This is a genomic window from Clostridiales bacterium (genome assembly GCA_017569285.1).
Classification (GTDB): Bacteria; Bacillota; Clostridia; order Christensenellales; family Aristaeellaceae; genus Aristaeella.
Genome location: CP069419.1, coordinates 1,452,949 through 1,479,317, shown reverse-complemented (window position 1 = coordinate 1,479,317; position 26,369 = coordinate 1,452,949). Strand labels below are relative to the sequence as shown.

Annotated in this window: 23 protein-coding genes; 17 read left to right on the top strand and 6 right to left on the bottom strand. The window is 61.4% G+C overall.

All coding sequences use genetic code 11. The features are described 5' to 3' along the window. The first annotated feature begins 2 nt into the window (after positions 1–2). The 8 genes from JNO48_06375 to JNO48_06340 all read left to right on the top strand — a co-directional run bounded on the left by JNO48_06375 (position 3) and on the right by JNO48_06340 (position 8,912). Positions 3–1,175 carry a caspase family protein gene (locus tag JNO48_06375; protein ID QTE69520.1) on the top strand — a complete coding sequence of 391 codons (1,173 nt, stop codon included), beginning with the start codon at positions 3–5 and terminating at the stop codon, positions 1,173–1,175. Beyond that, positions 1,172–1,999, top strand: a complete 828-nt coding sequence (locus tag JNO48_06370) for an Mrp/NBP35 family ATP-binding protein (GenBank protein ID QTE69519.1) — start codon at positions 1,172–1,174, stop codon at positions 1,997–1,999. Before JNO48_06375 ends, JNO48_06370 begins: the two co-directional genes overlap by 4 nt. Positions 2,000–2,017: 18 nt before the next feature. Beyond that, entirely contained in the window at positions 2,018–3,205 is a 1,188-nt protein-coding gene (locus JNO48_06365) for a hypothetical protein (protein ID QTE69518.1), read from the top strand. Between the two features lie 69 nt (positions 3,206–3,274). Continuing rightward, positions 3,275–4,276 (top strand): phosphate acyltransferase PlsX, encoded by a 1,002-nt coding sequence (gene plsX / locus JNO48_06360; GenBank protein ID QTE69517.1) that lies wholly within the window; start codon positions 3,275–3,277, stop codon positions 4,274–4,276. A 58-nt stretch (positions 4,277–4,334) separates the two neighbouring features. After that, complete coding sequence (acpP, locus tag JNO48_06355; GenBank protein ID QTE69516.1) at positions 4,335–4,565, top strand: acyl carrier protein; 231 nt, start codon at positions 4,335–4,337, stop codon at positions 4,563–4,565. Further along, positions 4,565–5,224: a ribonuclease III gene (gene rnc, locus JNO48_06350; GenBank protein QTE69515.1), complete on the top strand. Its 660-nt coding sequence runs from the start codon at positions 4,565–4,567 to the stop codon at positions 5,222–5,224. The genes acpP and rnc overlap by 1 nt, the downstream gene beginning before the upstream one ends. A gap of 141 nt (positions 5,225–5,365) precedes the next feature. After that, the gene (locus JNO48_06345; GenBank protein ID QTE69514.1) at positions 5,366–7,630 is read left to right on the top strand and encodes a peptidoglycan-binding protein; all 2,265 of its coding nucleotides are present in this window, start codon (positions 5,366–5,368) and stop codon (positions 7,628–7,630) included. 22 nt (positions 7,631–7,652) lie between these two features. Beyond that, complete coding sequence (locus tag JNO48_06340; protein QTE69513.1) at positions 7,653–8,912, top strand: L,D-transpeptidase; 1,260 nt, start codon at positions 7,653–7,655, stop codon at positions 8,910–8,912. A 52-nt stretch (positions 8,913–8,964) separates the two neighbouring features. Here the strand turns inward: JNO48_06340 and JNO48_06335 are convergent, their stop codons facing one another. Next, entirely contained in the window at positions 8,965–9,969 is a 1,005-nt protein-coding gene (locus tag JNO48_06335) for an aspartate--ammonia ligase (GenBank protein QTE69512.1), read from the bottom strand. 177 nt (positions 9,970–10,146) lie between these two features. Here JNO48_06335 and pth point away from each other — a divergent pair, with 177 nt between their 5' ends. From pth to JNO48_06310, 5 genes are read left to right on the top strand one after another with little or no spacing between them, the layout of a single operon-like run. Next, complete coding sequence (gene pth, locus JNO48_06330; protein QTE69694.1) at positions 10,147–10,713, top strand: aminoacyl-tRNA hydrolase; 567 nt, start codon at positions 10,147–10,149, stop codon at positions 10,711–10,713. Between the two features lie 9 nt (positions 10,714–10,722). After that, a complete protein-coding gene (gene mfd / locus JNO48_06325) occupies positions 10,723–14,358 on the top strand; it encodes a transcription-repair coupling factor (protein ID QTE69511.1) in 3,636 nt (1,211 codons plus the stop codon). Beyond that, positions 14,355–14,792: a signal peptidase II gene (gene lspA / locus JNO48_06320; protein ID QTE69510.1), complete on the top strand. Its 438-nt coding sequence runs from the start codon at positions 14,355–14,357 to the stop codon at positions 14,790–14,792. The genes mfd and lspA overlap by 4 nt, the downstream gene beginning before the upstream one ends. 13 nt (positions 14,793–14,805) lie before the next feature. Continuing rightward, a complete protein-coding gene (locus tag JNO48_06315) occupies positions 14,806–15,735 on the top strand; it encodes an RluA family pseudouridine synthase (GenBank protein ID QTE69509.1) in 930 nt (309 codons plus the stop codon). Positions 15,736–15,752: 17 nt separating this feature from the next. After that, positions 15,753–16,280 carry a nitroreductase family protein gene (locus JNO48_06310; protein ID QTE69508.1) on the top strand — a complete coding sequence of 176 codons (528 nt, stop codon included), beginning with the start codon at positions 15,753–15,755 and terminating at the stop codon, positions 16,278–16,280. A 56-nt stretch (positions 16,281–16,336) separates the two neighbouring features. Here the strand turns inward: JNO48_06310 and JNO48_06305 are convergent, their stop codons facing one another. From JNO48_06305 to JNO48_06285, 5 genes are all read right to left on the bottom strand, one after another. Continuing rightward, complete coding sequence (locus tag JNO48_06305; protein QTE69507.1) at positions 16,337–17,065, bottom strand: hypothetical protein; 729 nt, start codon at positions 17,063–17,065, stop codon at positions 16,337–16,339. A 73-nt stretch (positions 17,066–17,138) separates the two neighbouring features. Further along, positions 17,139–17,987, bottom strand: coding sequence for a dTDP-4-dehydrorhamnose reductase (rfbD, locus tag JNO48_06300; GenBank protein QTE69506.1), 849 nt, complete (start codon positions 17,985–17,987; stop codon positions 17,139–17,141). A 10-nt stretch (positions 17,988–17,997) separates the two neighbouring features. Beyond that, complete coding sequence (locus tag JNO48_06295; protein QTE69505.1) at positions 17,998–19,320, bottom strand: aspartate kinase; 1,323 nt, start codon at positions 19,318–19,320, stop codon at positions 17,998–18,000. A gap of 116 nt (positions 19,321–19,436) precedes the next feature. Beyond that, positions 19,437–20,144 (bottom strand): ComF family protein, encoded by a 708-nt coding sequence (locus JNO48_06290; GenBank protein QTE69504.1) that lies wholly within the window; start codon positions 20,142–20,144, stop codon positions 19,437–19,439. Further along, on the bottom strand, positions 20,141–22,372 hold the full coding sequence (locus JNO48_06285; GenBank protein QTE69503.1) for an ATP-dependent RecD-like DNA helicase: 2,232 nt from the start codon (positions 22,370–22,372) through the stop codon (positions 20,141–20,143). Before JNO48_06285 ends, JNO48_06290 begins: the two co-directional genes overlap by 4 nt. A gap of 150 nt (positions 22,373–22,522) precedes the next feature. Here JNO48_06285 and JNO48_06280 point away from each other — a divergent pair, with 150 nt between their 5' ends. From JNO48_06280 to JNO48_06265, 4 genes are all read left to right on the top strand, one after another. Further along, the gene (locus JNO48_06280; protein QTE69502.1) at positions 22,523–23,713 is read left to right on the top strand and encodes a peptidoglycan-binding protein; all 1,191 of its coding nucleotides are present in this window, start codon (positions 22,523–22,525) and stop codon (positions 23,711–23,713) included. Positions 23,714–23,835: 122 nt separating this feature from the next. Further along, positions 23,836–24,075, top strand: a complete 240-nt coding sequence (locus tag JNO48_06275; protein ID QTE69501.1) for an HPr family phosphocarrier protein — start codon at positions 23,836–23,838, stop codon at positions 24,073–24,075. Between the two features lie 126 nt (positions 24,076–24,201). After that, a complete protein-coding gene (gene purR, locus JNO48_06270) occupies positions 24,202–25,032 on the top strand; it encodes a pur operon repressor (GenBank protein ID QTE69500.1) in 831 nt (276 codons plus the stop codon). Positions 25,033–25,120: 88 nt separating this feature from the next. Beyond that, positions 25,121–26,359 (top strand): hypothetical protein, encoded by a 1,239-nt coding sequence (locus tag JNO48_06265; protein ID QTE69499.1) that lies wholly within the window; start codon positions 25,121–25,123, stop codon positions 26,357–26,359. The last annotated feature ends 10 nt before the right edge of the window (positions 26,360–26,369 follow it).

Here is a 26,369-nt window from a genome sequence, read left to right as displayed (position 1 = left end):
GAATGAAAGGTTTTCGGCGGGGGCTGGCGGCACTGCTGACCGTTTGTCTGTGCCTCCTGCTTTCCGCCTGCCAGGGGAATCCCCGTGAAAAGGGAGAGGAAGCCGGTGTCAGCCGGGGGCTCCTGATCGGGTATGACCGGTTTGTGACGATGGCGGACACATCCCCCTGCTCTGCAGGCAATATCGCCATCATGGCAGACATTGCAAAGGACTTTGTGCCGGATATGATCTCGGTGGCCAGGCGGACAGATGAACCGGCAACGGTAAGCGGCCTGGAAGAACTGATCCGGGATACATTCCGGGAGGCCGGGCCGGCTGATACGAGCTGGCTGTATATCAGTACGCACGGAATCCAGTGGGATGAGGACGGAGAACCCCGGACGGCGCTGCTGCTCTCCGACGGAGAGTCCGAGGAGGCACTGCTGCCGGAAACGCTGCGCGGAATCCTGGACGGGGTTCCGGGACGGAAAGTGGTCATCCTGGATGCCTGCCATTCCGGCGCGGCGGTTTCCGCGCTCCGCGGCCCTGCGTACCAGCTGCTGGTCAGCTGTGCACCGGAAGAAGACAGTTTCTTCTGGATTTCTCCCGCAACGGACCTGTATGCGGAAACCGGGAACGGATACTTTACCGCCGCCCTGGATACCGCGCTTCGTGCCAGCAGCCCGGAACAGCTGGATCCGGACGGCAGCGGGACGGTCAGCGCCCGGGAGTGTGCCGCCCGGATCCGGGCAATATGCGGTGTATCCACGGCCGCCGGGTATCCGGAAGACCGGGAGAAGCCGCTTTTCCACGTGCACGGGGAAACGCAGCATCCGGTCCGGGGACTGGAATTTGACCCGGTTATCCGGAAGGGTGATGATGTATACCTGTCCTTTCATTTTACGGTGACAGACCCGGTACGGATGGAATACCGCATGGTCACCCGGAAGGACGGGGCATGGGATTTTGACGGCGGAACCACCAAGGCGGATGACGGGCGGATCGGTACCCGGAGGGGCTGGCTTTCCCCCGGGGACAAGAAAAGGAGCATCCGCATTTCCGCAGAAGACGCCGGGGGAGACGGGGAATCACTGCTGATTGTGATCTCCCGCGATGCGGCGGGAAAGCCGTCGACGGAAGGCAGCTGTGTGATCACGGCGGCAGCCGTGACAGAAAAAGGAGACGAAGGACAATGACTGAATGTACGCATGACTGTTCCACCTGCCACGTGGACTGTGCGTCCCGGAAACCGGAAAGCCTCCGGGAACCCGCGAACGCACTGAGCCACGTGAAAAAGGTGATCGCCGTGATGAGCGGCAAGGGCGGTGTCGGGAAGAGCCTGGTAACCGGGCTGATGGCGACGCTGTCTGCCCGGAACGGGAAGAAGACCGCGATCCTGGACGCGGATATCACCGGACCGTCCATTCCGAAAATGTTCGGGGTGCGGGACAAGGCGATGGGCTGCGAGGACGGGATTATCCCGGCCGAAAGCCGCACCGGCGTGAAGATGATGAGCGTCAACCTGCTGCTGGAGAACGATACGGATCCGGTGGTATGGCGCGGAAGCCTGATTTCCGGAACGGTCAAGCAGTTCTGGACCGATGTGATCTGGGGCGACGTGGACTTTATGTTTGTGGATATGCCTCCGGGAACCGGCGATGTGCCGCTGACGGTTTTCCAAAGCCTGCCGGTGGACGGGATCATCATTGTGACGAGCCCGCAGGAGCTGGTCGGGATGATCGTCGAAAAGGCCGTGAATATGGCGAAGATGATGAACATCCCGGTGCTTGGGATTGTGGAGAACATGAGCTGGATTTCCTGCCCGGACTGCGGAAAGAAGATCTTCCCGTTCGGCGAAAGCCGCACCGCGGACGTCGCGCTTTCCTACGGGCTGCCTGTCCTGGCGCAGATTCCGCTCGATCCCACACTTGCACGGGCATGCGATACCGGCGTGATTGAGCTGTTCAATGAAGACTGGATGAACCCTGTGATGGACCGGATCGAATCCCTGGAAGAATGACGCAAGAGGAGCCCGAAAATGGCAAGGGACAACCAGAAAATCAACGACCAGATTTTCAGAACCCGGAGCCGGAATGCCGCGGAGGAGCGCGCCGCGTCGGAGGAAAACCAGCGGCGGCGGCAGATCCGCAGCTGGATCATCCTTGTGACGATCGTGGTGGCAGTTCTGCTGGGGATTCATTTCCTGCGGGGATATGGCCGGGGAAAGGAAATCACCATCAGCCGGCTTCCGTGCTATTCCAACCAGAATGTGACCCCGTTCCGGGACGGCCTGATCTACTATGACGGAATGTACATCCATCACCTGTCCTCCTCGGGAACCATCCGGTGGAGTTTTCCGGCAGGCGGTGAGATTTCCTTCAGTGTCGGTCCGTCCCACCTGGCCATCTGGGCCGGCGCCCAGCTTTTCCTGGTGGACCAGAACGGAAACGCCACGTACAATGAAACGCTGGAAGGCAATGTGCAGTTTGCCCGCGTGGGCGAACGGTATATCGCGGTCGTGATCGGGGAGGAAACTTCGCCGATCCTGAGCATCAAGGACCTGAAAGGCGCACCGGTGGACCTGGAGGAGAACTTCAAGGGGCTGATGCTGCTGGATACCGGGTTCTACGGCGACCAGGGACAGTACCTGTGGACCCTGTCGCTGGATGTATACAGTACCGCGGCAAACACCATCATGAACACATTCCAGGTGGGCAAGATGAACTACCAGCGGGTTTCGCTGGGCCAGGACCTGACCTACAAGGTGGTGTATGAAAACGCGAAGCTCCGCGTATTCACCACGCAGCAGGTATACACATATGACTATAAGGGCATGCAGGATACAAACGCCACCATGCTCGTATATGGATGGAAGGTCATCGACACGGAGGTTCCGGAGCGCGGACGGGCCCGGATCCTGATGGCTCCGACCGGGCAGACGAGCAGTTCACAGATCATCTCTGAGCTGCGTACGCTGGAAGGGGACATCGACAAGCGGTATACCCTGCCGGCCAGCTGTGTCGGCGCGGCCATCTACCACGGGAATATCTACGCCGCGTCCGGAGACACCATCTACCGGGCGGACATGAGCAGCCAGCGCTTTTTCGGATACCAGATCCCCACACCAGCCGGCGCGGAGATTACGGCGTTTTACGGAATCACTTCGGACGGGAAAATGCTGCTGGCTTCCGGTGAAACGATGTATTCGCTTTCGCTGCCGCAGTAACCAGACGGAAAAAGCGGACCGCGGAATGCGGCTGCGATAGTTTTTACAGATGACGGGAGTGGGACGGACATGAAGATTTATGTGGATGCCATGGGCGGCGACCTGGCCCCGGAAGCACCGGTCCGGGGATCGCTGGCGGCGCTGAGGAAGTATCCCGGGCTGGAGATTATCCTGGCGGGGAAACCGGATGAGATTACCCCTTTCCTGGGAGACTATGATGACGTGAAAGACCGGCTGACGATTGAGGACGCCCCGGAAGTCATCACGAACCATGAAAGCCCGGTGATGGGCGTGCGCAAAAAGGTGAACAGCGCGACGGTCCAGGGCATGCTGAAGGTTCGCAGCGGCGAGGCGGACGGCTTTGTTTCCGCAGGCTCCACCGGAGCAACCCTGGCGGGCGGCATGTTCCGCCTCGGGCGGATTCCGGGTATTGAACGCCCGGCACTGGCTCCGCTGGTTCCGAACGGCAAGGGGCATTTTCTGCTGATCGACTGCGGCGCGAACGTGGACTGCAAGCCGGAATACCTGGTGCAGTTCGGCATCATGGGCGATGCCTATATGAAGGGCGTGCTGGGGATGAAGAACCCCCGTATCGGACTGGTGAACATCGGCGCAGAAGCGGAAAAGGGGAACGCCCTGGTCAAGGAAACCTATCCGCTGATGGAGAAAGCGCCGTACAATTTCGTCGGAAACGTGGAAGCCCGGGACATTCCGCTGGACCAGGCGGACGTTGTCGTGACGGATGGTTTCGGCGGCAACCTGATCCTGAAGTATACCGAAGGCCTGGCCAAGGCCCTGATGGGAATGATCAAGCAGGAGCTGATGGCTGACACCCGGGGGAAGATTGCCGGGCTGATCGCGAAGCCGGCATTCCGGCGGGTAAAGAAGGCGATGGACTCGGACGAAATCGGCGGCGCGCCGCTGCTGGGCGTCCAGGGCGCAGTCGTCAAGGCCCACGGCTCCAGCAACGCATACGCGTTCTGCAGTGCAATCGGGCAGTGCATCAAGATGATCGACGGGCAGGTGGTCCGGATCATCGAGGAAGGCGTTGCCAAACAGGCACAGGGGTAATCCCGGCGGTCCCGCCGGTTACCGATATTACGAAAAGGGAATTTGAGGAGGAGCAGCCATGGATTTTGAAAAAGTCAAGAATATGATCGCTGAACAGCTGAAGGTGGATCCCGCCGAAATCAAGCCCGAATCCCGCCTGATGGAAGACCTGAAGGCCGACAGCGCGAACATCATGGTAATGATCATGGACCTGGAAGACACCTTCGGCATCACGGTGGAGGACGACCAGATCATGAAGCTGAAGACCGTCGGCGACGTGGTGGAGTATATCGCGAAAGTCAAGGGATAATGGAAAAGGTCATGAAAGCCCTCGGGTACACATTCCGCGACGAAGCGCTGCTTCGCCGCGCTTTGACGCACCCGTCCATGGGAAAACAGGATAACCAGCGCCTGGAATTCCTCGGCGACGCGGTGCTGCAGTACCTGATGAGCGACCGGCTGTACCGCCGGCATCCGGAAGACCGCGAAGGCTCCCTGACCCACCTGCGGGCGCTGCTGGTCTGCGAAGCGTCGCTGAGCCAGATCGCGGAAAAGCTGGGGATCGGGGAAGCCCTGATCATGGACCGGGGCGAGGAACTGACCGGGGGCCGGACAAAGCCGAGCGTCCTGTGCGACGCGATGGAAGCCGTGCTGGCCGCCGTATATCTCGACGGCGGCATGGAAGCTGCCCGCGGGGTGATGGAACGGTGCTGGCCGGGTGAGGAGGAAGTGGTCCGCCCCATGCAGGACAGCAAAGGCCTGCTGCAGGAGGAACTGCAGAAAAACGGAGGCGAAACCCCGACCTACCGCATTACCGGCACCAGCGGTCCGCCGCACGCACCGGTCTTCGAAGCGGCGGTATACTACGGAGGTCAGGTGATCGGTACCGGCAGCGGCAAGACCAAGAAACAGGCGGAACAGGCAGCTGCAGTCCGGGCACTGGAGAACCTGAAGGCCGGAAAGAACTGAAATATTTCTGTCAGATGACAGAATATTACAAAATGGTTAATAAATCCCGTTGACATTCCGCAATACAGAAGGTAAAATTATTGCGTATACTTATGTCAACGGGTTTTTTATGCCCATTTTGCAACGCGGGGGGAAGACAGAATGTCTCAGCTGAAAAAATGGATGAGCGCGGCGCTTGCGGTGACAATGGCGCTGATGATCTGCATCCTGGCAGTGGAGATTCCGGTCAGCACGGCGGCAGCGGAAGAGATGGAAGTCGTCGAAAGCTATCCGTATTCCACGGTGACCCGGGATACGGTGAACCTGCGGGCCAGCCGGTCCACACGTTCCGCCCTTCTGAAGAAAATTCCCTCCGGCGCGGAAATATCCGTCCGGGGCACAAAGGGTGACTGGGCGGAAGTCGATTACGGCAAGTATACCGGCTATGTGAAGAGCGAATTCATCGTCCTGAAAAAGGTGTCGAAAACCAAGGTGAAGGTGACGGCAACGCCGTCGCCGATTCCGACCCTGACCCCGGAGGAGAATGCCGGCGGATATGTGATCCTGCGGCTCGGAAGCTCCGGCGCCGAGGTACGGGCCCTGCAGGACGCGCTGATTGAGCTGGGTTTCCTGCGGGGGACCGCAGACGGAATGTTCGGCACCGCGACCGAAAACGCGGTGATCGCGTTCCAGCGGACGAACAACTATCCGGATACCGGCCTGATGGATGCGAATATCCAGGCGTTCCTGTATTCCGGCAGCCCCAAGAACGCATCGGGCACCGCAACAAAAATCAAGACGCTGAGCCCGGCGGCCGGTGTCACCATGAAGCAGGGCAATATGGGCCAGGCAGTGGAGCTGCTCCAGGCCCGCCTGCAGGAGCTCGGATTCTACAAGGGAACCATTATCAGCACATTTGATGCGGCAACGAAGTCCGCGGTGCAGGCTTTCCAGAAGAAGAACGGGATCAAGGTCACCGGCATTGCCGATGACGCTACCCAGAAAGCCATTTATGACACTTCCGCGCTGAGCGCGGACAGCACGCCCACCCCGAAGCCGACGCCCACCCCGAAGCCGACGCCGACCGCGACGCCGGAACCGGTTTACACGGTTCCCAAGGGAACGGTGCGCTCCGGAACATCCAACAAGGACGCGAAGACGGTGCAGATGCGCCTGAAGGACCTGGGCTACTATACCGGGAAGACGGACGGAATATTCGGAAAGAACAGCGTGGCAGCCCTGAAAAAGTTCCAGTCGCTGAACGGCCTGCAGGCGGACGGCGTTGCGGGAAAGAGCACCTATAACGTCCTGTTCAGCAGCGCGGCGAAGACGCTGGCGGAAGCGGAGGCGACTCCCACTCCGGCCGTGCCGACGGCCACCCCGGTGCCGACCGCGACCCCGGTATACGAACTGGTTACACCCGTTCCGGTGACCGAAGCGCCGATTGTCTGGAAAACCCTTCGCAAGGGCAGTGCCGGACAGGATGTGGCCCAGCTGCAGGAAGCGCTGATCCAGCTGGGTTACCTGACCGGAAAGGCGGACGGCAACTACGGCAAGCAGACGGTTGCCGCGGTGAAGGCTTTCCAGCGGGCAAACGGACTGACCGCGGACGGAGCGGCCGGTGAACTGACCCAGAAGAAGCTGTACGGTGCGGGCGCACAGGCAACAACCACCCCGGCACCGACCGCAACCCCGAAATCCGGGACGACCGTCAGCACCACCCTGCGGAAGGGTGATTCCGGCGACGTGGTGAAAGAGCTCCAGCGGAAGCTGATTGCCCTGGGGTACCTGAACGGAAACGCGGACGGCGTTTACGGAAGCCAGACCCGGGACGCGGTTGCTGCCTTCCAGAAGAAGAACAAGCTGACCGCGGACGGAATCGCGGGCAGCCTGACGCAGGCGAAGCTGGGTACGGCCGCCGCCCCGACGGCGACCCCCGTGGCTGCCACCGCAACCCCGAAGCCGGCCGGACAGACCGGAACGATTGCCGGAAGGCCGGATCCATCCAAGGTGATCTATGCCAACTGGTATACGACGGTGAAGGCGGTCTGCCGCAGCTATCCGTATGCCACCGTTTATGACTACCAGACCGGGATTTCCTGGCAGGTCCATATCTTCTCGCTCGGCGCGCACGCGGACAATGAGCCGCTGACGGCGAACGACACGGCCAAGATGCTGCGGGCATTCGGCAAGAACACCTGGAACCCGCGGCCGGTATGGGTGATTTTCGCAGACGGTTCCGTGTATATGGCATCCACCCATTCCATGCCGCATGAAGTCCAGCATATCCGGGACAACAACTTTGACGGCCACAGCTGCATCCACTTCCCCCGGACGCAGGAGCAGGTGACCAACATCGGACCGTACGCGACCAGCCACCAGGAAATGATCGACAAGGGCTGGGCGGCGACGCAGGCGATGAAGTAAGCAGGGGAACGGAGAACGGATTGTGAAGAATACCATCAATATCCGCAGGACAATCGCGGCCTTGTCGGCCGGGGTTGTCCTGTTTTGCAGTCTGCCGGCCGCGGCGGAGGAACCGGACATTGATATCGCGGACCTCCTCGGTGTGGATTTTGTGGATGAAGTGATCCTCGAGGATGAGAAAACCATTTTCGGCTGGGCGGAGGATATCGAATTCCACCGGGCCAATGAGAACAGCCCGGTCAAATGCGACCACCCGCTCTGCTTCTGGAATATGAAGATGGGCTGGATGGACGAAGATGAGATCTGGGAAGTGCTGACCCAGCCGGTGACGGTGCTTGCGGGAAACCAGCGGCAGCAGCACAAGGTCCAGGCCCGTCCGGAAGAGGACTGCGAGGACTATGTGGGCTGCGTGACCTATGACAGCCAGGGCGTGCATGTGCTGGAACGCGGGGAGGAATGGTCGCTGATCGAGGCGTATTCCTCCAGCGTGGAAGGATCCCCGGTCAAGGTCTGGGCGACGCTGTTCCAGGGCTATGTCAAAACGGAACTGCTGAAGGAAGTGCCGGTGGACCAGACCTACGGCATCGTCATCGACAAGCAGCAGCAGCGCATGTATGTTTTCCAGGAAGGAAAACTGCTGAGCACCCTGCTTGTTTCCACCGGTTTCTACAATCCCAAGAAAAAGAACCCGTGGAACGAAACACCCGCGGGTGAATTCCTGATGGTCAGCTGGACCGGAAGGCTGACGCTGAAGGATGAAGAGGGCGAAGCGAATATGCTTTGCGAAAACGCCATCCGGATCAATGACGGGATCCTGATCCACGAGGTTCCGAAGGTTCCGCGGACGGACAGCAGCGGCAATACAACCTGGAGCTATACCCGCTGCGAGCGCTACCTGGGCGAGAAAGCCAGCCACGGATGTATCCGGGTGCAGCAGAAAAAGACGCCGGAGGGCATCAATGATGAATGGCTGTGGAAGCACCTGAGCAACGGAAGCAAAAAGGGACAGGATTTCACGAAGGTGATCATCTGGGATGACGCCGGACGGACACTCGGCTATCCGGATGACAGCCTGATCCTGTATTACAACGCCAAGCGCGACAAGAGCTATTACCATTCCAGCCCGAAATGCGAGCGGATCCGCGGTTCTTCGAAAACCGTGGAATTCACCTATGGCGAGCTGGAGGATTCCACCTACCGGAAACTGTCGCCGTGTCCCAACTGCGCCCCGCAGCTGCGACACTCCGCGATTGATACTGTGAATCAGAAAAACAACCGGTGAATTAAAAAACCAACCGGCGGAAAACCGCCGGTTGGTTTTTGCATCCGCAGGCTTACAGCAGCGGAATATTGGCGTTATGGCAGGCTTCCTGGACATCTTCGGGCCAGAGGCTGGCCTGCACTTCACCTACATGGGCTTTGCGGAGGAAGTAAACGCACATGCGGCTCTGGCCGATACCGCCGCCGATGGTCTGGGGCAGTTCGCCGTTCAGCAGCGCCTTCTGGAAGGGCAGCTCTGCACGCTCCTCGCAGCCGCGGATTTTCAGCTGGCGGCGCAGGGCCTCCGGATCCACGCGGATCCCCATGGAGGAAACCTCCAGGGAGATGTCCAGCAGCGGATCGTAGAGCAGGATATCGCCGTTCAGGTTCCAGTCGTCATAGTCCGGGGCGCGGCCGTCATGCGGTTTTCCGCTGCGCAGGGCGCCGCCCACCTGCATCAGGAATACGGCGCCGTATTCTTTGGCTGCCTTATATTCCCGCTCTTTTGAGGAGAGGTCCGGATACCGGTCTTCGAGTTCCTGGGTGGTGATGAAGGTGATATTGTCCGGAAGCTCCGGCTTGATGTGCGGATAGTGGGCGCAGACAAAGCCCTCGGTCTTGCGCAGGGTCAGGTAAATCCGGTTGACGATATCCCGCAGGAAGGCCTCATTGCGCTCGGAAGGCGCCATGATCCGCTCCCAGTCCCACTGGTCCACGAAGATGGAGTGGATGTTGTCGGTGATCTCATCGCGCCGGATGGCGTTCATATCGGTATAGAGACCTTCGCCGACGGAGAAGCCGTAGGTCTTCAGCGCCTGCCGCTTCCACTTGGCCAGGGAGTGGACGATCTCCACCTGGCGGCCGGTTTCGAGCACATCGAAGGATACGGGACGCTCCACCCCGTTGAGGTTATCGTTCAGGCCGCTCTCCGGCGTGACCATGATCGGCGCGGAAACACGGGTCAGGTTCAGGGCACGGGCCAGCTCCGTTTCGAAGAAGTCCTTGACGAGCTTGATGGCAATCTCGGTATCCCGCAGGTCCAGCACGGGGTTGTAGTCTTTCGGGATGATCAGGTTCATGATTCTTCCTCCCGCCTCAGCGTTTCTATGGTACGCATCATATCACCAACGGGCGGATTTTGAAAGTACTGCTTCTGTTCTTGACAGGTTGTGGAAAACATGAGAAACTGTGCACAGCGAAGGAGAAGCTCTTCTTCGCCAAAAGGTGTTTTTGGGGAGAATGGTATGGGAAAGGAAATCTACCTGATTGTCGGGCTGGGAAATGTGGGGGAAAAGTATGCCCACACCCGGCACAACGCAGGATTTGACGTGATGGAAAAGCTGGCCGGGAAGCTGGGGGTTTCCCTGCGGAAGCGGCTCCTGCTGAAGGGAATGACCGCAAAGGCGGCGGACGGGGACCGGGAGATTATCCTGTGTGAGCCGACCACCTATATGAACCACAGCGGGGAGTGTGTGAAGCAGCTGCTCCGGCGGTACGGGTGCCCTCCGGAACGGCTGATGGTGATCTATGACGATATCGACCTGGCGCCTGGCAGCATCCGGATCCGGAAAAACGGCGGAGCCGGCACGCACAACGGCATGCGGAGCATCATCGGCTGCATCGGGACCCAGGATTTTCCGCGGATCCGCATCGGGACCGGGGACCGGCCCGCGGGGGCGGACCTGGTGGAATGGGTGCTGGGCCGCTGCGAAGGGGAAGAACGGGAACGGATGGAGCAGGCATTTGACCACGCGGCAGAAAGCGCCCTTGTATGGGTGCACAGCGGGATCAATACGGCGATGAACACGGGCAACAGGAAGTGAGGAAGCGCTTTGCTGGAAGAGATACAGATACCCGGACTGGATGAGCTGACCGGATTGAAGGCCGGAAAGACCGTCGCGCTGAGCGGCGTGAACGCGACCCTGGCGGCGGTGATCGCCTGCGGAGCAGCCCGGGCGGGGAAGAAAGCACTGCTGGTCATGGAGAATGACCTGAAAGCGGCCCGGGCGGCGGACGACGTGCGCCAGATAACGGGAGATGACGGCGCATTCCTGCCCGGCGGGGAAATTGACCTGACTCGCGCGGTCGGCAGCCAGGAAAGCAGCTGGCGGCGCCTGGAGGCGCTGACTGCCGTGACGGCAGGGAACGTCCGCGTGCTGTGTACCGGAGCGGAGGCCATGGCCCTGCGGATGGCGCGGCCGGAACCGTTCCGGAAGGCATGCATGACGCTGAAGGCGGGAGACGTGATCGCTCCCTCCGCTCTTTGCGCGCGCCTGGCGCGGATGGGATACGACCGGGTCGGCATGGTGGAGGGCAAGGGCCAGTTTGCCCTGCGCGGGTCCATCCTGGACGTGTACCCGCCGGCGCTCAGCCAGGGACTGCGTATCGAGTTCTTTGATGATGAGATTGACAGCGTCAGGGAGTTTGACGCGATCAGCCAGCGAAGCCTGGGAGACACAGCAGAGGCCCGGATTGCCCCGGCCTGTGAAACGCTGCTGGCGGAGGCGGAGTATGCTCCCGCGGCGGAACGGATGCGGAAGGTGCTGGACGCGGATGCCGCGCAGCGGCCCGCGGTGACGGAATCCCTGCTGGATTCCCTGCCGCCGCTGCCGGATGACGAGGATGACGCGGAACTGTTTGACAGCCGGCTGGCGCCTGCCGTCCGGGAAAAGAATTACCGGGAGGCGGAGAACAGCGAGAAAGCCCGGCGGATGGAACGGCTGCTGAATGACGCGGACCAGCTGGAGGGCGGTATTCCGTTCCGGCGGATGCGGGCGTGGATTTCCGTGCTGACGGAAAAGACGGGCAGCGTCTGTGACTGGTTTGAGCCGGACCTGGTGCTGCTGTGCGAGCCGGACCGGCTGCGGACCCGGGTGGAAGAACGCCTGCAGGGTTTCGCGCAGGACCTGACATCCGCCATGGAACGCGGCGAAGCGGTCCCGGAGCAGGAAACCCTGATGACGGACTGGGACGGGATCCTGAAGGAAACCGGAACCCGCCCCGTGGCGCTGCTGACGGAGATGCTGCTTTCCCTGGGCGGGATCAAGCCGGAACGCGTGATTACGCTGGACGCGGCCGGGGTGCCCGGCTACGGCGGACAGATCCGCCTGCTGCGGAATGACCTGGCCAAATGGCGGGAAGCCGGATACCGGATTTACCTGCTGAGCGGCGGATCCTCCCGCGGAAAACGCCTGCAGGAAAGCCTGGCGGAGCTGGGCGAAAAAGCAGTGTTCAGCGAAGAAGGCCGGCGCGCCGCAGCGGGAGAGGCCGTGATCCTGCCCATCACGCTGCGCAGCGGATTCGTGCTCCGGGACAGCGGGACCGTTGTGGTATCCGACGCGGATATCTGGGGCGAGGGATACCGGAAGAGCAAGAGCCGGAAGCATTCCGGGGAACGGATTTCCACCTTCACGGACCTGAAGGTCGGCGATTATGTGGTGCATGAGGACCACGGCGTCGGCATCTACCAGGGAACCACCCGGATCCAGAGCGAAGGTACCTGGCGGGACTACCTGCTGATCCAGTACGCGGGCAGCGACAAGCTGTATGTGCCGGTGGAGCAGCTGGAACGTGTGCAGCGGTATATCGGCAACCCAAACCAGCCGCCGAAGCTGAACCAGCTGGGCGGCCGGGAATGGGAGCGGCAGAAGGGCAAGGTCAAGGAAAGCCTGAAGGAGCTGGCCTTTGACCTGAAGGAGCTGTATGCGGAGCGCAGCCGGAACACCGGGTACGCATTCTCCCCGGATACGGAATGGCAGCGGGAGTTTGAGGATGAATTCCCCTGGGAGCTGACGGCGGACCAGGCCAGCTCCGTCCGGGAGATCAAGGAGGACATGGAGAGCGACCGCAACATGGACCGCCTCCTGTGCGGGGACGTCGGCTACGGCAAAACGGAGGTCAGCCTCCGGGCCGCGTTCAAGGCCATTGCGGACAACAAGCAGGTGGCGCTGCTCGCGCCGACCACGATCCTGGTGCAGCAGCACTACAACACGATCGTGAAGCGCTTCCGCCATACCGGCGCGCGGGTGGATTTCCTGTCCCGCTTCCGGACGCCGAAACAGCAGCGGGAGGTGCTGGAGAAGCTGGCGGCCGGGGATATTGACATCCTGGTGGGCACCCACCGCATGCTGGCGAAGGACGTGAAATTCAAAAACCTGGGACTGCTGATCGTGGACGAAGAGCAGCGCTTCGGTGTGGCCCACAAGGAAGTCATCAAGAACATGAAGCGGCAGGTGGACGTGCTGACGCTGTCTGCCACCCCGATTCCCCGGACCCTGCATATGTCCATGACGGGGATCCGGGACATGAGCGTTCTGGAAACGCCGCCGGAGGAACGGATTCCCGTGCAGACGGTGGTAACCGAGTATTCCGACGCGCTGATCCGGGACGCGATCCTCCGGGAGCTGGGCCGCGGCGGACAGGTCTATTTCCTGTACAACCGGGTCCGCAGCATCGAGAAGTTCCACGAGCGCCTGCGGGCGCTGGTGCCGGAAGCGCGCATCGGGATTGCCCACGGGCAGATGCGGGAGCACCAACTCGAGGACGTGATGATGGACTTCTACTCCGGCAGCTACGACGTGCTGCTGTGTACGACCATTATCGAGAACGGGCTGGATATTCCCAGCGCGAACACCCTGATCGTCTATGACGCGGAACGCTTCGGCCTCAGCCAGCTGTACCAGCTGCGGGGCCGGGTCGGCCGGAGCAACCGGCAGGCGTATGCGTATTTTACCGTGCGGATGGACAAGATCCTTTCCGAGACAGCACAGCAGCGGCTGACCGCCATCCGGGAATTCACGGAGTTCGGCGCGGGCTTCCGGATCGCCATGCGCGACCTGGAGATCCGCGGTGCCGGGAACATCCTGGGGCCGGAGCAGCATGGGCACCTGGCCACGGTCGGTTACGACATGTACTGCCGCCTGATGGAGGAAACGCTGGCGGAGGTGCAGGGAAAGCGGGTGACCCGCGAGCTGGAAACCCGGGTGGACCTGCAGGTGGACGCGTTCCTGCCGGGCGAATACGTGTCCGAGGAAAAGCAGCGCATGGAGATGTACAAGCGAATCGCCTCCGTGACGACCGACGAGGAGCGGGCGGACGTGACCGACGAGCTGATCGACCGCTACGGCGAGATGCCGGCGGTGGTGAACACGCTGCTTGACGTCAGCCAGCTGCGCGGGCTGTGCAACCGGATGGGAATCAGCCAGATCTCCCGCGGGAAGGGCGGCGTGATGATGAAGCTGGATGAATGGTATATCCCGAATCCGGCCCTGTTCCTGCAGGCCATCGCCGAAACGGACGGCCGGCTGGGACTGACGGCGCGGCCGCCGGTATCCCTGATGCTGCGGGATCCGGCGCTGAAGGACCGGGACGTGCTGGCTGAATCGCTGAAGGTGATGCGGAAGCTGAACGCCCGGATGGAAAAGCTGAATGAAGAGAAGGCCGCTGCGGCGGACGGAGGCGTACAGTGAAGAAAAAAGCCATGTGGCTGATTCCCGCGGCGGTATTCGCCGCGGACCGGGTGACAAAGATCCTGGCCGTCGGTATTCCGCCGGAGGGAATCCCCCTGATCCCGGGAGTCGTCCGGCTGCGCTATGCGGAGAACACCGGCGCGGCGTTCTCCATGCTGAGCGGCCATCCATGGCTGCTGGGCGTCCTGAGCCTGCTGATCATTGCCGGCGCGTTCCTGTTCCTGCGGAAGAAAAATATTCCGGTGCTGGCGATGACCGGCCTGATGATGATGCTGGGCGGCGCGGCCGGGAATATGGTGGACCGGTTTGCGACCGGCTTTGTGCCGGATATGATCGAAGTGCTGTTTGTCCGGTTCGCGATATTCAATGTGGCGGATTCGTTCCTGTGTATCGGCTGCGCGCTGACGGCACTCAGCCTGCTGCGTACGAAGTGAAAAGGAGTCGGGAATGGAAGAGAAGGAGATCCGGATCCGGAGCGACGGACGGCGGCTGGATATCCAGCTGAGCGAAGCCTCCGGGCTGAGCCGCAGCCGGGCAGCCACCCTGATGGAGGCGGGATACTGCCGGGTGGACGGCGAGGAGTGCCGGAAGGCGGGCACCAAAGCGGCGGAAGGCCGGACGGTTGTGCTGACGGTTCCGGCTCCCCGCGAAGCGGCGCCGCAGGCGGAGGATATTCCGCTGGAGGTGCTCTATGAGGACGATGACCTGGCGGTGGTCGTCAAACCGCGCGGCATGGTGGTGCATCCGGCCGCGGGCCATGAGGACGGAACACTGGTCAACGCGCTGCTGGCGCGGCTGTCGTCCCTGAGCGGAATCGGCGGTGAGCTGCGGCCAGGCATTGTGCACCGGCTGGACAAGGATACCAGCGGCCTGATGATGGTGGCCAAGAATGACGACACCCAGACAGCGCTGAGCGGAATGCTGAAGGACCGGAAGATCGAAAAGCACTACCTGGCACTGGTGGAGGGCACGCTGAAGGAAGCCGAAGGACGCGTGGAAGCGCCGATCGGGCGCAGCAAAAAGGACCGCAAGAAGATGGCCGTGGATCCGGAAGGCCGGGAAGCGGTGACCGAATGGCGCGCGGTGGCGGAGGGGCGGAACTGCACCCTGCTGGACGTGCATATCCTGACCGGGCGGACCCACCAGATCCGGGTGCATATGCGCAGCATCCACCATCCGGTATGCGGCGATCCGCTGTACGGATATGAAAAGGGAGCCGCCGTCCCGTGCCTGATGCTGCACGCGTTTTCGCTGCGGCTGGTCCACCCGCGGACCGGCCGGGAGCTGTGCTTCCGCGCGCCGGTCCCGGAGGATTTCCGGAAGGGCCTGAAGAGCAACGGAATCGAACTCCGGCCGGATACGACCGGAGAGGAATAAAAAAGGAGGAAGAACCCATGCAGTTTACCGAACTGATTGCCGAACGCCGGAGTGTCCGGAAGTATGAAGCCGCAGTCCCCCGCGAGGAACTGGAGGTTATCCTTTCCGAAGCGCGGCAGGCCCCGTCCTGGAAAAACCAGCAGACGTCCCGGTGCTATGTCCTGGAGACCCCTGAAAAGCTGGAAGAGCTGCGCGCGGAGGCGCTTCCGTCCTTCAACCGGAGCAGCTCCGCGAACGCCTCCCTGGTGGTGACCACCTACGTCCGGAACATTGTGGGTTTCAGTGACGGAACGCCCGCCAATGAAATCGGGAACGGCTGGGGCGCCTATGACCTGGGGCTGCACGACGCCTACCTGATCCTGGCCGCCCGGAACCGCGGGTATGACACCCTGATCATGGGGATCCGGGACGCCGGTGTGATCCGCGAGAAACTCGGCATTCCGGAGAACGAGGAGATCATGTCCGTGATTGCTGTCGGCAAACGCGCGGAGAATCCCGCGCCGCGGCCCCGGAAGGACCTGGCGGAGACCGTCCGTTTCTTCTGAGGGCAGATCAAAATCCCGCCTGCGCACAGCGCAGGCGGGCTTTGACGTATCGGGAGTCAGTACCGGATTCCGAGGGCTTTCCGGATTTCCGGACCGGAAGCGCCGGGAAAATGCTTCCGGACCTGTTCCGTGATCCGGTCCCAGGATTCCGCCGGCTTTTCACTGCAGGCGTTGACCTCATCGTAACTCCATTTTGTTTCCGGGGTCATCATTTCGGCCACGTGCCAGCCGTATTCCTCTCCCAGCCGGTTCCGCCGCCGGCGGAAGGAACCCATGATCAGGAAAGTTTTCATCTGCAGGTCGGTCAGGGCACCTTCAAAGCCCTTTTCCAGCGCGGCCTGTTTCCGGAGGTCCCCGGACAGCATGGCGCGGCCTGCCGCGTTTTCGTCCAGGGCAAGCACATCCAGGATCCGCCTGCAGCGGCTTGTCATCCGGCCGTCCTCGTACATGCCTTCCCAGTCATAGCCGTCCCGGCGGTAATTGGCAAAGCAGGGGAACCACTCCCGGGAGACAAAGCCGGCTTTCCGGTCAAAGAATTTCCCGTAGGCGATGTCCGGATGAGGCGCCAGCAGCTGGCGCCAGTCCCACGGGTCCAGGGAACTGCCGGTCCACCAGTCGGCCGGCGGGGTATGCTCTTCCACGGAAAAACCGGGAATACCGTTGGAGAAAAGGGGCAGGAAACCGACCTTCCGGACCAGAGCGAGCAGGTCATCGGGGGAATGCAGGCATTCCGGGTCGGAACGCCGGCAGCCTTTCATGATCCATTCACCGGCAACGGTTTCCATACAGCATACCTCCTTCGCGGGACCGGGATAAAAAAGGCGGGAATCCGGTTTTCCGGATTCCCGCCGGGTGTTTTCAGTCTTCGTTCAGTTCCGCCAGGAACCGGTCCAGCGCATCCTCCACGGTCGGCATCGGGGCAAACCCGGATTCCTGCAGTTTGCTGCCGTTCAGCCGGGAGTTCAGGGGCCGCCTGGCCAGCGCGGGATACTCGGAGGTGGGAACCGGAACGATCCGGCAGGAGAGGCCGGCCTTTTCCATGATCATGGACGCGAAATCTGCCCAGGAGAGGAAGCCCTCGTTGCGGACATGGTAGATTCCGTATTTCTCGGTGGGGATCATATCGCAGATCACCCGGGCAAGATCCACGGCGTAGGTGGGGGAGCCGACCTGGTCGCTGACCACGCGCAGCTCCTTTTTCTCGGCGCCGAGGCGCAGCATTGTGCGGACGAAATTGGTGCCGTGCTTCCCGAAGACCCAGCTGGTGCGCAGGATGAAGAAGCGCTTGACCAGGGAACGGACGGCGTCCTCGCCCTGGACCTTGCTGACCCCGTAGACGTTCTTCGGGCCGTAGGCATCACCGATGTCATACGGCGTGTCGCCGGTCCCGGGGAAAACATAGTCCGTGGAGATGTAGACCATCTTCGCGCCGACGCTCAGCGCCGCACGCACCATGTGGAGCGTACCCATGGCATTGACGGCGGCACAGATCTCCGGCTCGGTTTCAGCCTTGTCCACGTTCGTATACGCGGCGCAGTGGACGATCACGTCCGGTTCATATGTCCGGACGTAGGCGAGCACATCCTCCGGCTTTGTCAGGTCGAAGTCTTCCTGGTCCACCCCGCGGCAGGGAACCCCGCGCGCTTCGAGCAGACGAACCACTTCCCAGCCCAGCTGGCCCCGGTAACCGGTAACGAGAACCTTCATGGCTTTTCCCTCATTCCACAAACTCGTGGTAGATCGCGTGAATGGTTGCTTCAAAATCGCTGTCGTTGACACCGACGATGATACTCAGTTCGCTGGAGCCCTGGTCGATCATCCGGACATTGATCCGGGCCCGGCTCATGGCGGAGAAGAGACGCGCGGCGGTACCGCAGTTGTGCACCATGCCGCGGCCGACCGTGGCGATGATGGACATGTTGTCGTTCACGGAGACGCTGCCGCTGCCGTCCACCAGCTCCTCGATTTTCGCGAGGATTTCCTCCCGGTGGGGAGCAAGGCTTACGCTGTTGACGACCACGCACATGCTGTCAATACCGGTCGGCATATGCTCGAAGGAAACCCCGGCATCCTCCAGCACGGACAGCACCTTGCGGCCGAAACCGACCTCGCTGTTCATCATGTTCTTTTCCACGCTGATGACGCTGTATCCCTTGTGGCCGGCAATGCCGGTAATGGTGGGAACGGAAACCTCATGCGGCGCGTTCTTGCTGATCATTGTACCGGGATGATAGGGCTTGTTGGTGTTGCGGATATTGGTGGGGATTCCGGCGCGGTGAACGGGGAACATCGCGTCCTCATGCAGGACGGACGCGCCCATGTGGCTCAGTTCGCGCAGTTCCTTATACGTGATGGAGGAAATTTCGGCCGGGTTTTCGATGATCCGGGGATCGGCCATCAGGAAACCGGAAACATCCGTCCAGTTTTCGTACACATCGGCATTGGCGGCACGGGCCACGAGGGCGCCGGTGATATCACTGCCGCCGCGGGAAAAGGTATGCACTTCCCCGTTTTCCTTGGCGCCGTAGAAGCCGGGAACCACGGTGGATTTGCCGTCCGCCAGCAGGGCGGAGAGCTTTTCCTGGGTTTTCTCGTCATTCAGCTGGCCGTCATCGTTGAAGACGATGCCGTCGGCGGCGTCCAGGAAACGCCAGCCCAGATAATCTGCCATCAGCAGCGCGCACAGGTATTCCCCGCGGCTGGCGCACCAGTCCGCGTTTTTGCCGGAGGCGATTCCGTCTTCGACTTCCTGCAGCCTGGATTCGATATCCACCTTCAGGTGGAGGCCGCGGGCGATATCCAGATAACGGTCGCGGATTTTGGCAAATTCGTCCTTGAAGGATTTGCCTTCGCTGGCCAGGGAATGGCACTTATACAGGAGATCGGTGACTTTTTCGTCATTGGGGAAGCGCTTGCCCGGGGCACTGGGGACCAGATAGCGCCGGGTGGGCTCAAGCTCCAGGATACTGCGGACTTTGCGGAACTGTTCATCGGAGGCCAGAGAACTGCCGCCGAACTTGGTAACGATACACTCTAGCACGGGTTTCCCTCCATCGTCATTACATCAAGACCAACCACCATTGTACCGCCGGAACGCTTATTCGTCAACATTTTCCGATTCCGGGCGGCCCGGTCCGCCTCCGCGGCGCCGGCCGGTTATGCCGGCCTGCCGCCCATGGCGCGTGTCATCGCCAGGACCGTTACGGACGGGGCTCCTCCGGCGCGCAGCGCTTCGGCACAGCGGCGGGCGGTGGTGCCGGTGGTGAGCACGTCATCCACCAGCAGGACGGGGAAATCCATTTCCGCGGCCGGAAGGAAGGCGTTCCGCAGGTTTTTCCGCCGGGCTTCACGGCCCAGGCGGGCCTGGTTCCGGTCATGGGTTTTCCGGCGGACCAGCAGCGGACGGCAGGGCAGGGAAAGCTCTTCCGCCACCGCTTCCGCAAGCAGGCGGCCGTGGTCAATCATCCGGTCCCGCCGGCGGTTTTCCGGCATGGCAACCCAGGTGACCACGGTTCCCTCCGGGAAGCTGAAATCCTTGGGCAGGGGACGCAGCAGCGCTGTCAGTTCCTTCGCAATGCAGGCTTCCGCGCGATGCTTCAGGCGGAGTACCAGTGTCCGGGCAATTCCGGTATGCGGGGTCATCCACCAGGCGGTCAATCCGCCGCCGAGGTCTTCCTTTTCCCAGCGAAACATGGATCCGTCACTCCGCAAGGCAGAGCGGCAGGCAGGACACAGCGGGCTTCCGTCGGAAATTTTTCCGCAGGCACAGCAGACCGCGCCTTCCGGCCAGACCAGGTCCCGGATAAAGCCGCGGACGGCGGGCCAGTTGGCACCGAGCGGGGCAAAGAAGGGATTCAGGTTCATTCTTCGCCTCCCGCATCCGACAGACGCCGGGCCAGGGCGGTATACCGCCGGGCTACGTGGTTGTTTTCCACCATCCGGCGAATGACCTCCTCACTGCCGACCAGCACCACCATGGACCTGGCCCGGGTGAGGGCGGTATACAGCAGGTTCCGGGTCAGCAGCATCGGCGGACCGGGAGTGACCGGCATGATCACAACCGGGAATTCACTGCCCTGGGATTTATGGACCGACAGGCAGTAGGCCGGCTCCAGGGATTCCAGGTCCCCGGCTTCGTAGACCACTTCCCGGTCCTCATCGAACAGGACGGTGAGCGAACTGCTCTCCGTGTCCACCTCCGTGATGAAGCCGACATCCCCGTTGAAAACGCCGGTTCCTTCCTCCCAGCCGCTGCCCGAATTCCGGATCCATTCCAGCTGGTAGTCGTTTTTGGTCTGGATGACCTTGTCTCCCCGGCGGAAAACGGTTTCGCCCCATACCAGCTGGGGCACCTTCGGGGAGGCGGGATTCAGCGCGTTCTGGAGACGGGAATTCAGCACGTTCACGCCGCATTCCCCCTTGCGCGCGGGGGCCAGCACCTGGATGTTCCGCATGGCCTGGGCGGCCGCCTCCTTTTCGGGATATCCCAGGTAGGCGGGCAGGCGGCGGGTCATCAGGCCGACGATTGTATCCGCCGCATCGGAAAGCGCGGTTTTCCGCTCAAAGAAGAAATCGGTGCCCTTCTCGTTCAGCAGGGGCATCTCCCCCTGGTTGATCAGGTGCGCGTTGACCACAATCCGGCTGGCTTCGCTCTGCCGGTAGATATCCGTGAGGCGGACGCAGGGAACGGCGCCGCTGTCCAGGATGTCCCGCAGGACGTTGCCGGGTCCTACGCTGGGAAGCTGGTCGGCATCGCCGACCAGGATCAGGCGGCAGCCGGGTTCAATGGCCCGCAGCAGCGAGCGCATCAGCATCAGGTCGATCATCGAGGCTTCGTCGGCGATGACGCAGTCCGCGTCCAGCGGGTGGTCCTGGTTCCGGGCAAAAATCCCCTCGTCCCCGCCGTATTCCAGCAGGCGGTGGATGGTCTTTGCCTCGCAGCCGGTCGCTTCCGTCATGCGCTTGGCGGCGCGGCCGGTCGGCGCGCAGAGAATGACGCTGTTTTCCGCGGAAAGCAGCTCAAGAATACAGTTGATGATGGTGGTTTTTCCGGTACCGGGACCACCGGTAATTACGAAAACCCCGTTTTCCAGCGCCTGCGTGATGGCTTTGCGCTGGCTGGGGGAAAACCGGATTCCGTGGTTTTTTTCAAAACCGGAGATTGCGCGGGCGGCACCGGCAAACTTATCCGGCCGGATGGCGCACATCAGCTCCCGGATCCGCAGGGCAACCTCCTGCTCCGCATGCCAGAAGGCCGGCAGGTAAACCCGCCGGGGATCCCCCTCCCCGTCGCTTTCCCCGATCAGGGAGCGGCTGAGCAGCAGGGAAGTCAGCGCCCGGGCACACAGGTCCCGGGAGATCTGCAGCAGCGACGCGGAGGAAGCGCACAGCTCATCCTCCGGGAGATAGATGTGGCCGGAGGAAGCCGCAGCTTCCCGCAGCATATATTTGATGGCGCACTTGATCCGGCTGTCGCTGTCCGGGGCAACCCCCAGGGCGATGCCGATCCGGTCCGCGGTTTTGAAACCGACGCCTTCCAGGTCATCGCAGAGGCGGTACGGATCCTGGCGGATGATATCGGGGGTCTGGTCCCCGTAGAATTTGCTGATTTTGACGGCCAGCGCCGGGGGAATTCCGTAGGACTGCAGGAATACCATGGCGCGGCGCGCGGACTGGTGCTCCCGGAAGCTTTCGGAGATCATGGCGCAGCGCTTTTTGCCGATGCCGGGGATTTCGGTCAGCCGTTCCGGATGCTCAGACAGGACGGTCAGCGTTTCTTCCCCGAAATGGCGGACAATCAGGACGGCGGTGGAAGGACCGACCCCGCGGATCAGCCCGCTGCCCAGGTAGCGCTCGATTCCCAGCAGGGTGGTCGGCACCCGGATTTCACAGGAAACGCAGCGGAACTGGCGGCCGTAGGTTTTGTGCTCAATCCATTCCCCGGTAAATACCGCCTGTTCCCCGGGGCTCAGCTCCGGCAGCGTTCCCACGACCGTGGTTTCATTCCGGCCGGCCCGAACGGTAATAACGGACCAGCCGTTTTCCTCGTTGCGAAAAACGGTGCCCAGGATCCCGGCTTCCAGCTGCTCCATACACCCTCCGGAAATCTCCTACTGAAACGCTTCTGCCGCAGCGGTTCTGCGGCATTTGCCGTAAGCATACCATAAAAAACGGGGATTGTCATTAAGTGCTGTGTTTGGTATAATCGGAATGATTCCGGCACAGTCAGGGGAGTGGCATATATGGACTTTATGAAGACGTTGCTGATCTATATGACGACCGTGTTTGCCGTTACGGTCCAGAGCACGGCTGCGCCGTCTGTTACGCCTGAACCCGTTGTTACCCCGACCGCCGTGGTGGAGAGCGCGGAGGACAGCAGCCCCACGATGCGGATTATCAGCGGGAAGACGCCGGAGCCGGAAATCACCCCCGCGCCCGTGCCGGAGATTACCCCGAACACCGCATACCACAATATCGGAATGAATGCCCGGGGCAGCGACGTGCGGAAGCTGCAGGAACGGCTGATTGAACTTGGATACATGCCGGAAGGCAGCGCGGACGGCGCTTACGGACGGCAGACATATAACGCGGTGAAGAAGTTCCAGTATTACAACGGACTGACGCAGGACGGCATCGCCGGACGGCGGACGCAGACCTACCTGTACGAGAACCCGGACGCCGCGCCGTATCCGTCTGAAACACCGACACCGGAACCTACCGAAGCCCCGACGCCGGCCCCGACCGCGGAGCCGACCGCGGAGCCGACGGCAGAACCCACCGCCGAACCGACTGCCGAGCCGACGGCGGAACCTACGGCGGAACCAACCGCCGAGCCGACGGCGGAACCTACGGCGGAACCTACGGCGGAACCTACGGCGGAGCCCACGGCCGAGCCCACCGCGGAGCCGACGGCGGAACCCACCGCCGAACCGACGGCGGAGCCCACGGCGGAACCCACGTCCACGCCCGAACCTGAGCTGATCGTGACGGAATTCAACCTGGACCAGTTTACGGAGCTGAAGGGGAGGGTTGCCTTCAACGAAAGCGGCGCGCCGCTGAGCTGGATTGCGACAAAGGACGGTGTTCCCGCGGAATTCTATCCGCGCCTGCAGGAGTGCGCCGGCATTATCCGGATCAGCCTGGACGACCTGGTCTGCTGCCTGGAAGGCTGGGTCCTGACCGATGAGGGAACCGTGGTCCTGGAGGCGGAAGGCCATACGATCGGCCTGTACAATGATGTGACCGGATGTGCGGCAACGGTGGACGGCAAGGAGATCTTCATGGATCCCGCAGACTTCACGTTCGGGGATGAAGGCCATTTCATCAACGCGAATTTCCTGGCCCGTGCCCTGGGCGGCGAAGCGGAATGGGACGCGGAGGAAGAAACCCTGATGCTTCGGATTCCCGTTGCGTCTGAAATGGCAAGCGACTGAGCCGGACATGGACGAAATGGGCGGCCTTTTGCCGGACAGACAATTGAAATCGTTACCGGAATCCTTTAGAATGTTCCGGCACTGAGATGCACACAGTGCAGCGCAGAGGAGGTGCATTGATCATGAAATCCGTAATGATTCGCCTGAGCCTTGTGGAGAACGTCAACAAGTTTGTCAATATCGTATCCCGCTACCCCTTCGAAATGGACCTGCGGGCCGGCCGCCATGTGGTGGACGCGAAATCGATCCTGGGCATTTTCTCGCTGGACCTGAGCCGGCCGATCACGCTGGAGATTTACAGTGATGACTGCGAACAGCTCCTGGCGGACATTCAGCCCTTTATGGAAGAAGCAGACGCCTGAAAAGACGAACAATAGACGAAAAAATTCTTTTCAACATTCGGAAAATATGGTAAAATATGAATTCGGGGGAGACTGAACGTTCCCCCGAATATCATTTTGCCTTTTTGGGCCAAGGAGACGAAACCCATGGATAAGATTCGCCGGAATGAGCGGATGAGCGCGATGATGAGGATGCTGGCCGGGGCGCCGAACCGGATTTTTACGCTGAGCAGCTTCTGCGAGATGTTCGGATCCGCCAAATCCACCATGAGCGAGGACGTGGACCTGCTGCGGGAAACCTGCCGGTCCTTTGACCTGGGTGAGGTGGAAACCGTGACCGGCGCGGCCGGCGGCGTGCGCTACCGCCCCCTGGTGAGCCGCGAAAAGGCCCGGGAAACCATCGCGGAGCTGTGCCGGGAACTGAGCGGTTCCGGGCGGGTGCTGCCCGGCGGATTCCTTTATTACAGCGATATCCTGAGCACGCCGGACATCGTGAACCGGATGGGCGAGATTATCGCGACGGAGTATTATGACCGGATGCCGGATTTTGTGCTGACGATGGAAACGAAGGGGATCCCCGTTGCGTTTGCCACCGCCAACGCCCTGGGCGTCCCGCTGGTGATCGCGCGGCATTCCTCCAAGGTGTATGAGGGATCCGCGGTCAACATCAACTATGTATCCGGTTCCGGCAACATCGAGATGATGAGCCTGAGCCGGCGCGCGGTGCGGGAGAACCAGAAAGCCCTGATTGTGGATGACTTCCTGCGGGGCGGCGGCACCGCCAAGGGCATGGTGGAGCTGATGCGGGAATTCAATGTGGAGGTTACCGGCATGGCGTTTGTGATGGCGACCGTGTCGCCGGAGAAAAAACGCGTGTCCGGTGAGAAGGCGCTGATGACCCTGACCGTGGAGGACGGAGATCCGGCGGTTGCGTCTGTCCGCCCGGCGGAATGGCTGATGCGGGACCGGGATGAATAAAGCCGTCCGCCGTCCTGAAACGTTGCCAAACCCGCAGAAGATATGATATGATTAAGGGTGAAAATTTGCGGGAAAGGGGGGAACGGATGTGTACGATATGATGCCTCCGCAGCCGACGCAGTTTGTGCCGCCGCCGGAGAAAAAGCACATGAGCGTGATTCAGATCATGCTGATTGTCGCGGCGCTGGGCTTCCTGGTCTGGTACCTGATCACATCCCTGGCTCCCGAACCCGATCAGTATGCCTACGTTACGGCGGGCACCATCGGTACCCGCTACAACGGGGACTGCCTGATCATCCGCGATGAATCCCCCTTTGATGCGGAAAGTGTTTCCAGCATTGACTATGTGGCCGAGGAAGGCACCATGGTCGGCGCGCACGCAACGGTCTGCAATGTCTACACCTCCGGCTTTTCCACGCGGGAACTGACCACACTGCAGGATTCCCGCGACCAGATCAAGGAATACCAGATGAAACGGCTGGGCCAGGAGATTGCCACGGATGCCCAGATGGAAAAGCTGGAAAGCGACGTGATGACCCGCGCGCGGGAGGTCCGGGATATTATCGGCGGCGCCCGCGGCAATATGAGCAACCAGGAAGCCCTCCTGGACGAGGCGATCCGGAACCGGCAGCGGTACCTGAAGGAAAAATACGCCGATGATCCGCGGCTTACCCGCCTCCTGGAGGATGAACAGAGCCAGCTGCAGAAAATCAACAGCTGGACCAAGCAGTATACCACCGTACGGGCGGGAGTGGTCAGCTTCTATTCGGACGGCTATGAATACGGACTGACCGTCAACAATTACGACCAGTTCAGTCCCGGCGACGTGCGGAACATGATCAACGGAAACAAGCCGCCCCGGGATACCATCCAGAAAGGCCGGACGACCATCTACCGCCTGGTACAGGACGGCTACTGGTACGTGGTGATGCTGATCCGGGACAACACGCTGAACCCGGTGGAAGGCACCGAGTATGAGCTGCGGCTGGAGAATTTCAAGGACACCACCGTCAAGGCGCGGGTGGTCAGCTTCGCCCGCATGGGCGGCGAACTGGCGGTCCGCCTGAGCGTATCATCCTCTGTGCTGCCGGTACTGTATATCCGCAGCTGCACGGGTGTGCTGGGCGAGGACGTGACCAGCCTGATGGTCCCTGCGCGGGCGATTTATGAGCAGGACAACATGGTCGGAATCGTGCAGGTGGATGAAAATGATTACAGGCATTTCATTCCGGTCAACATCCAGGAGAAGCGGGACGGCATGTGCTACATTGCCCCGATCCAGCAGGGTACGCTGAAAGAGAATGACCTGGTTATGCTGTTCAACTGAACGGGGAACG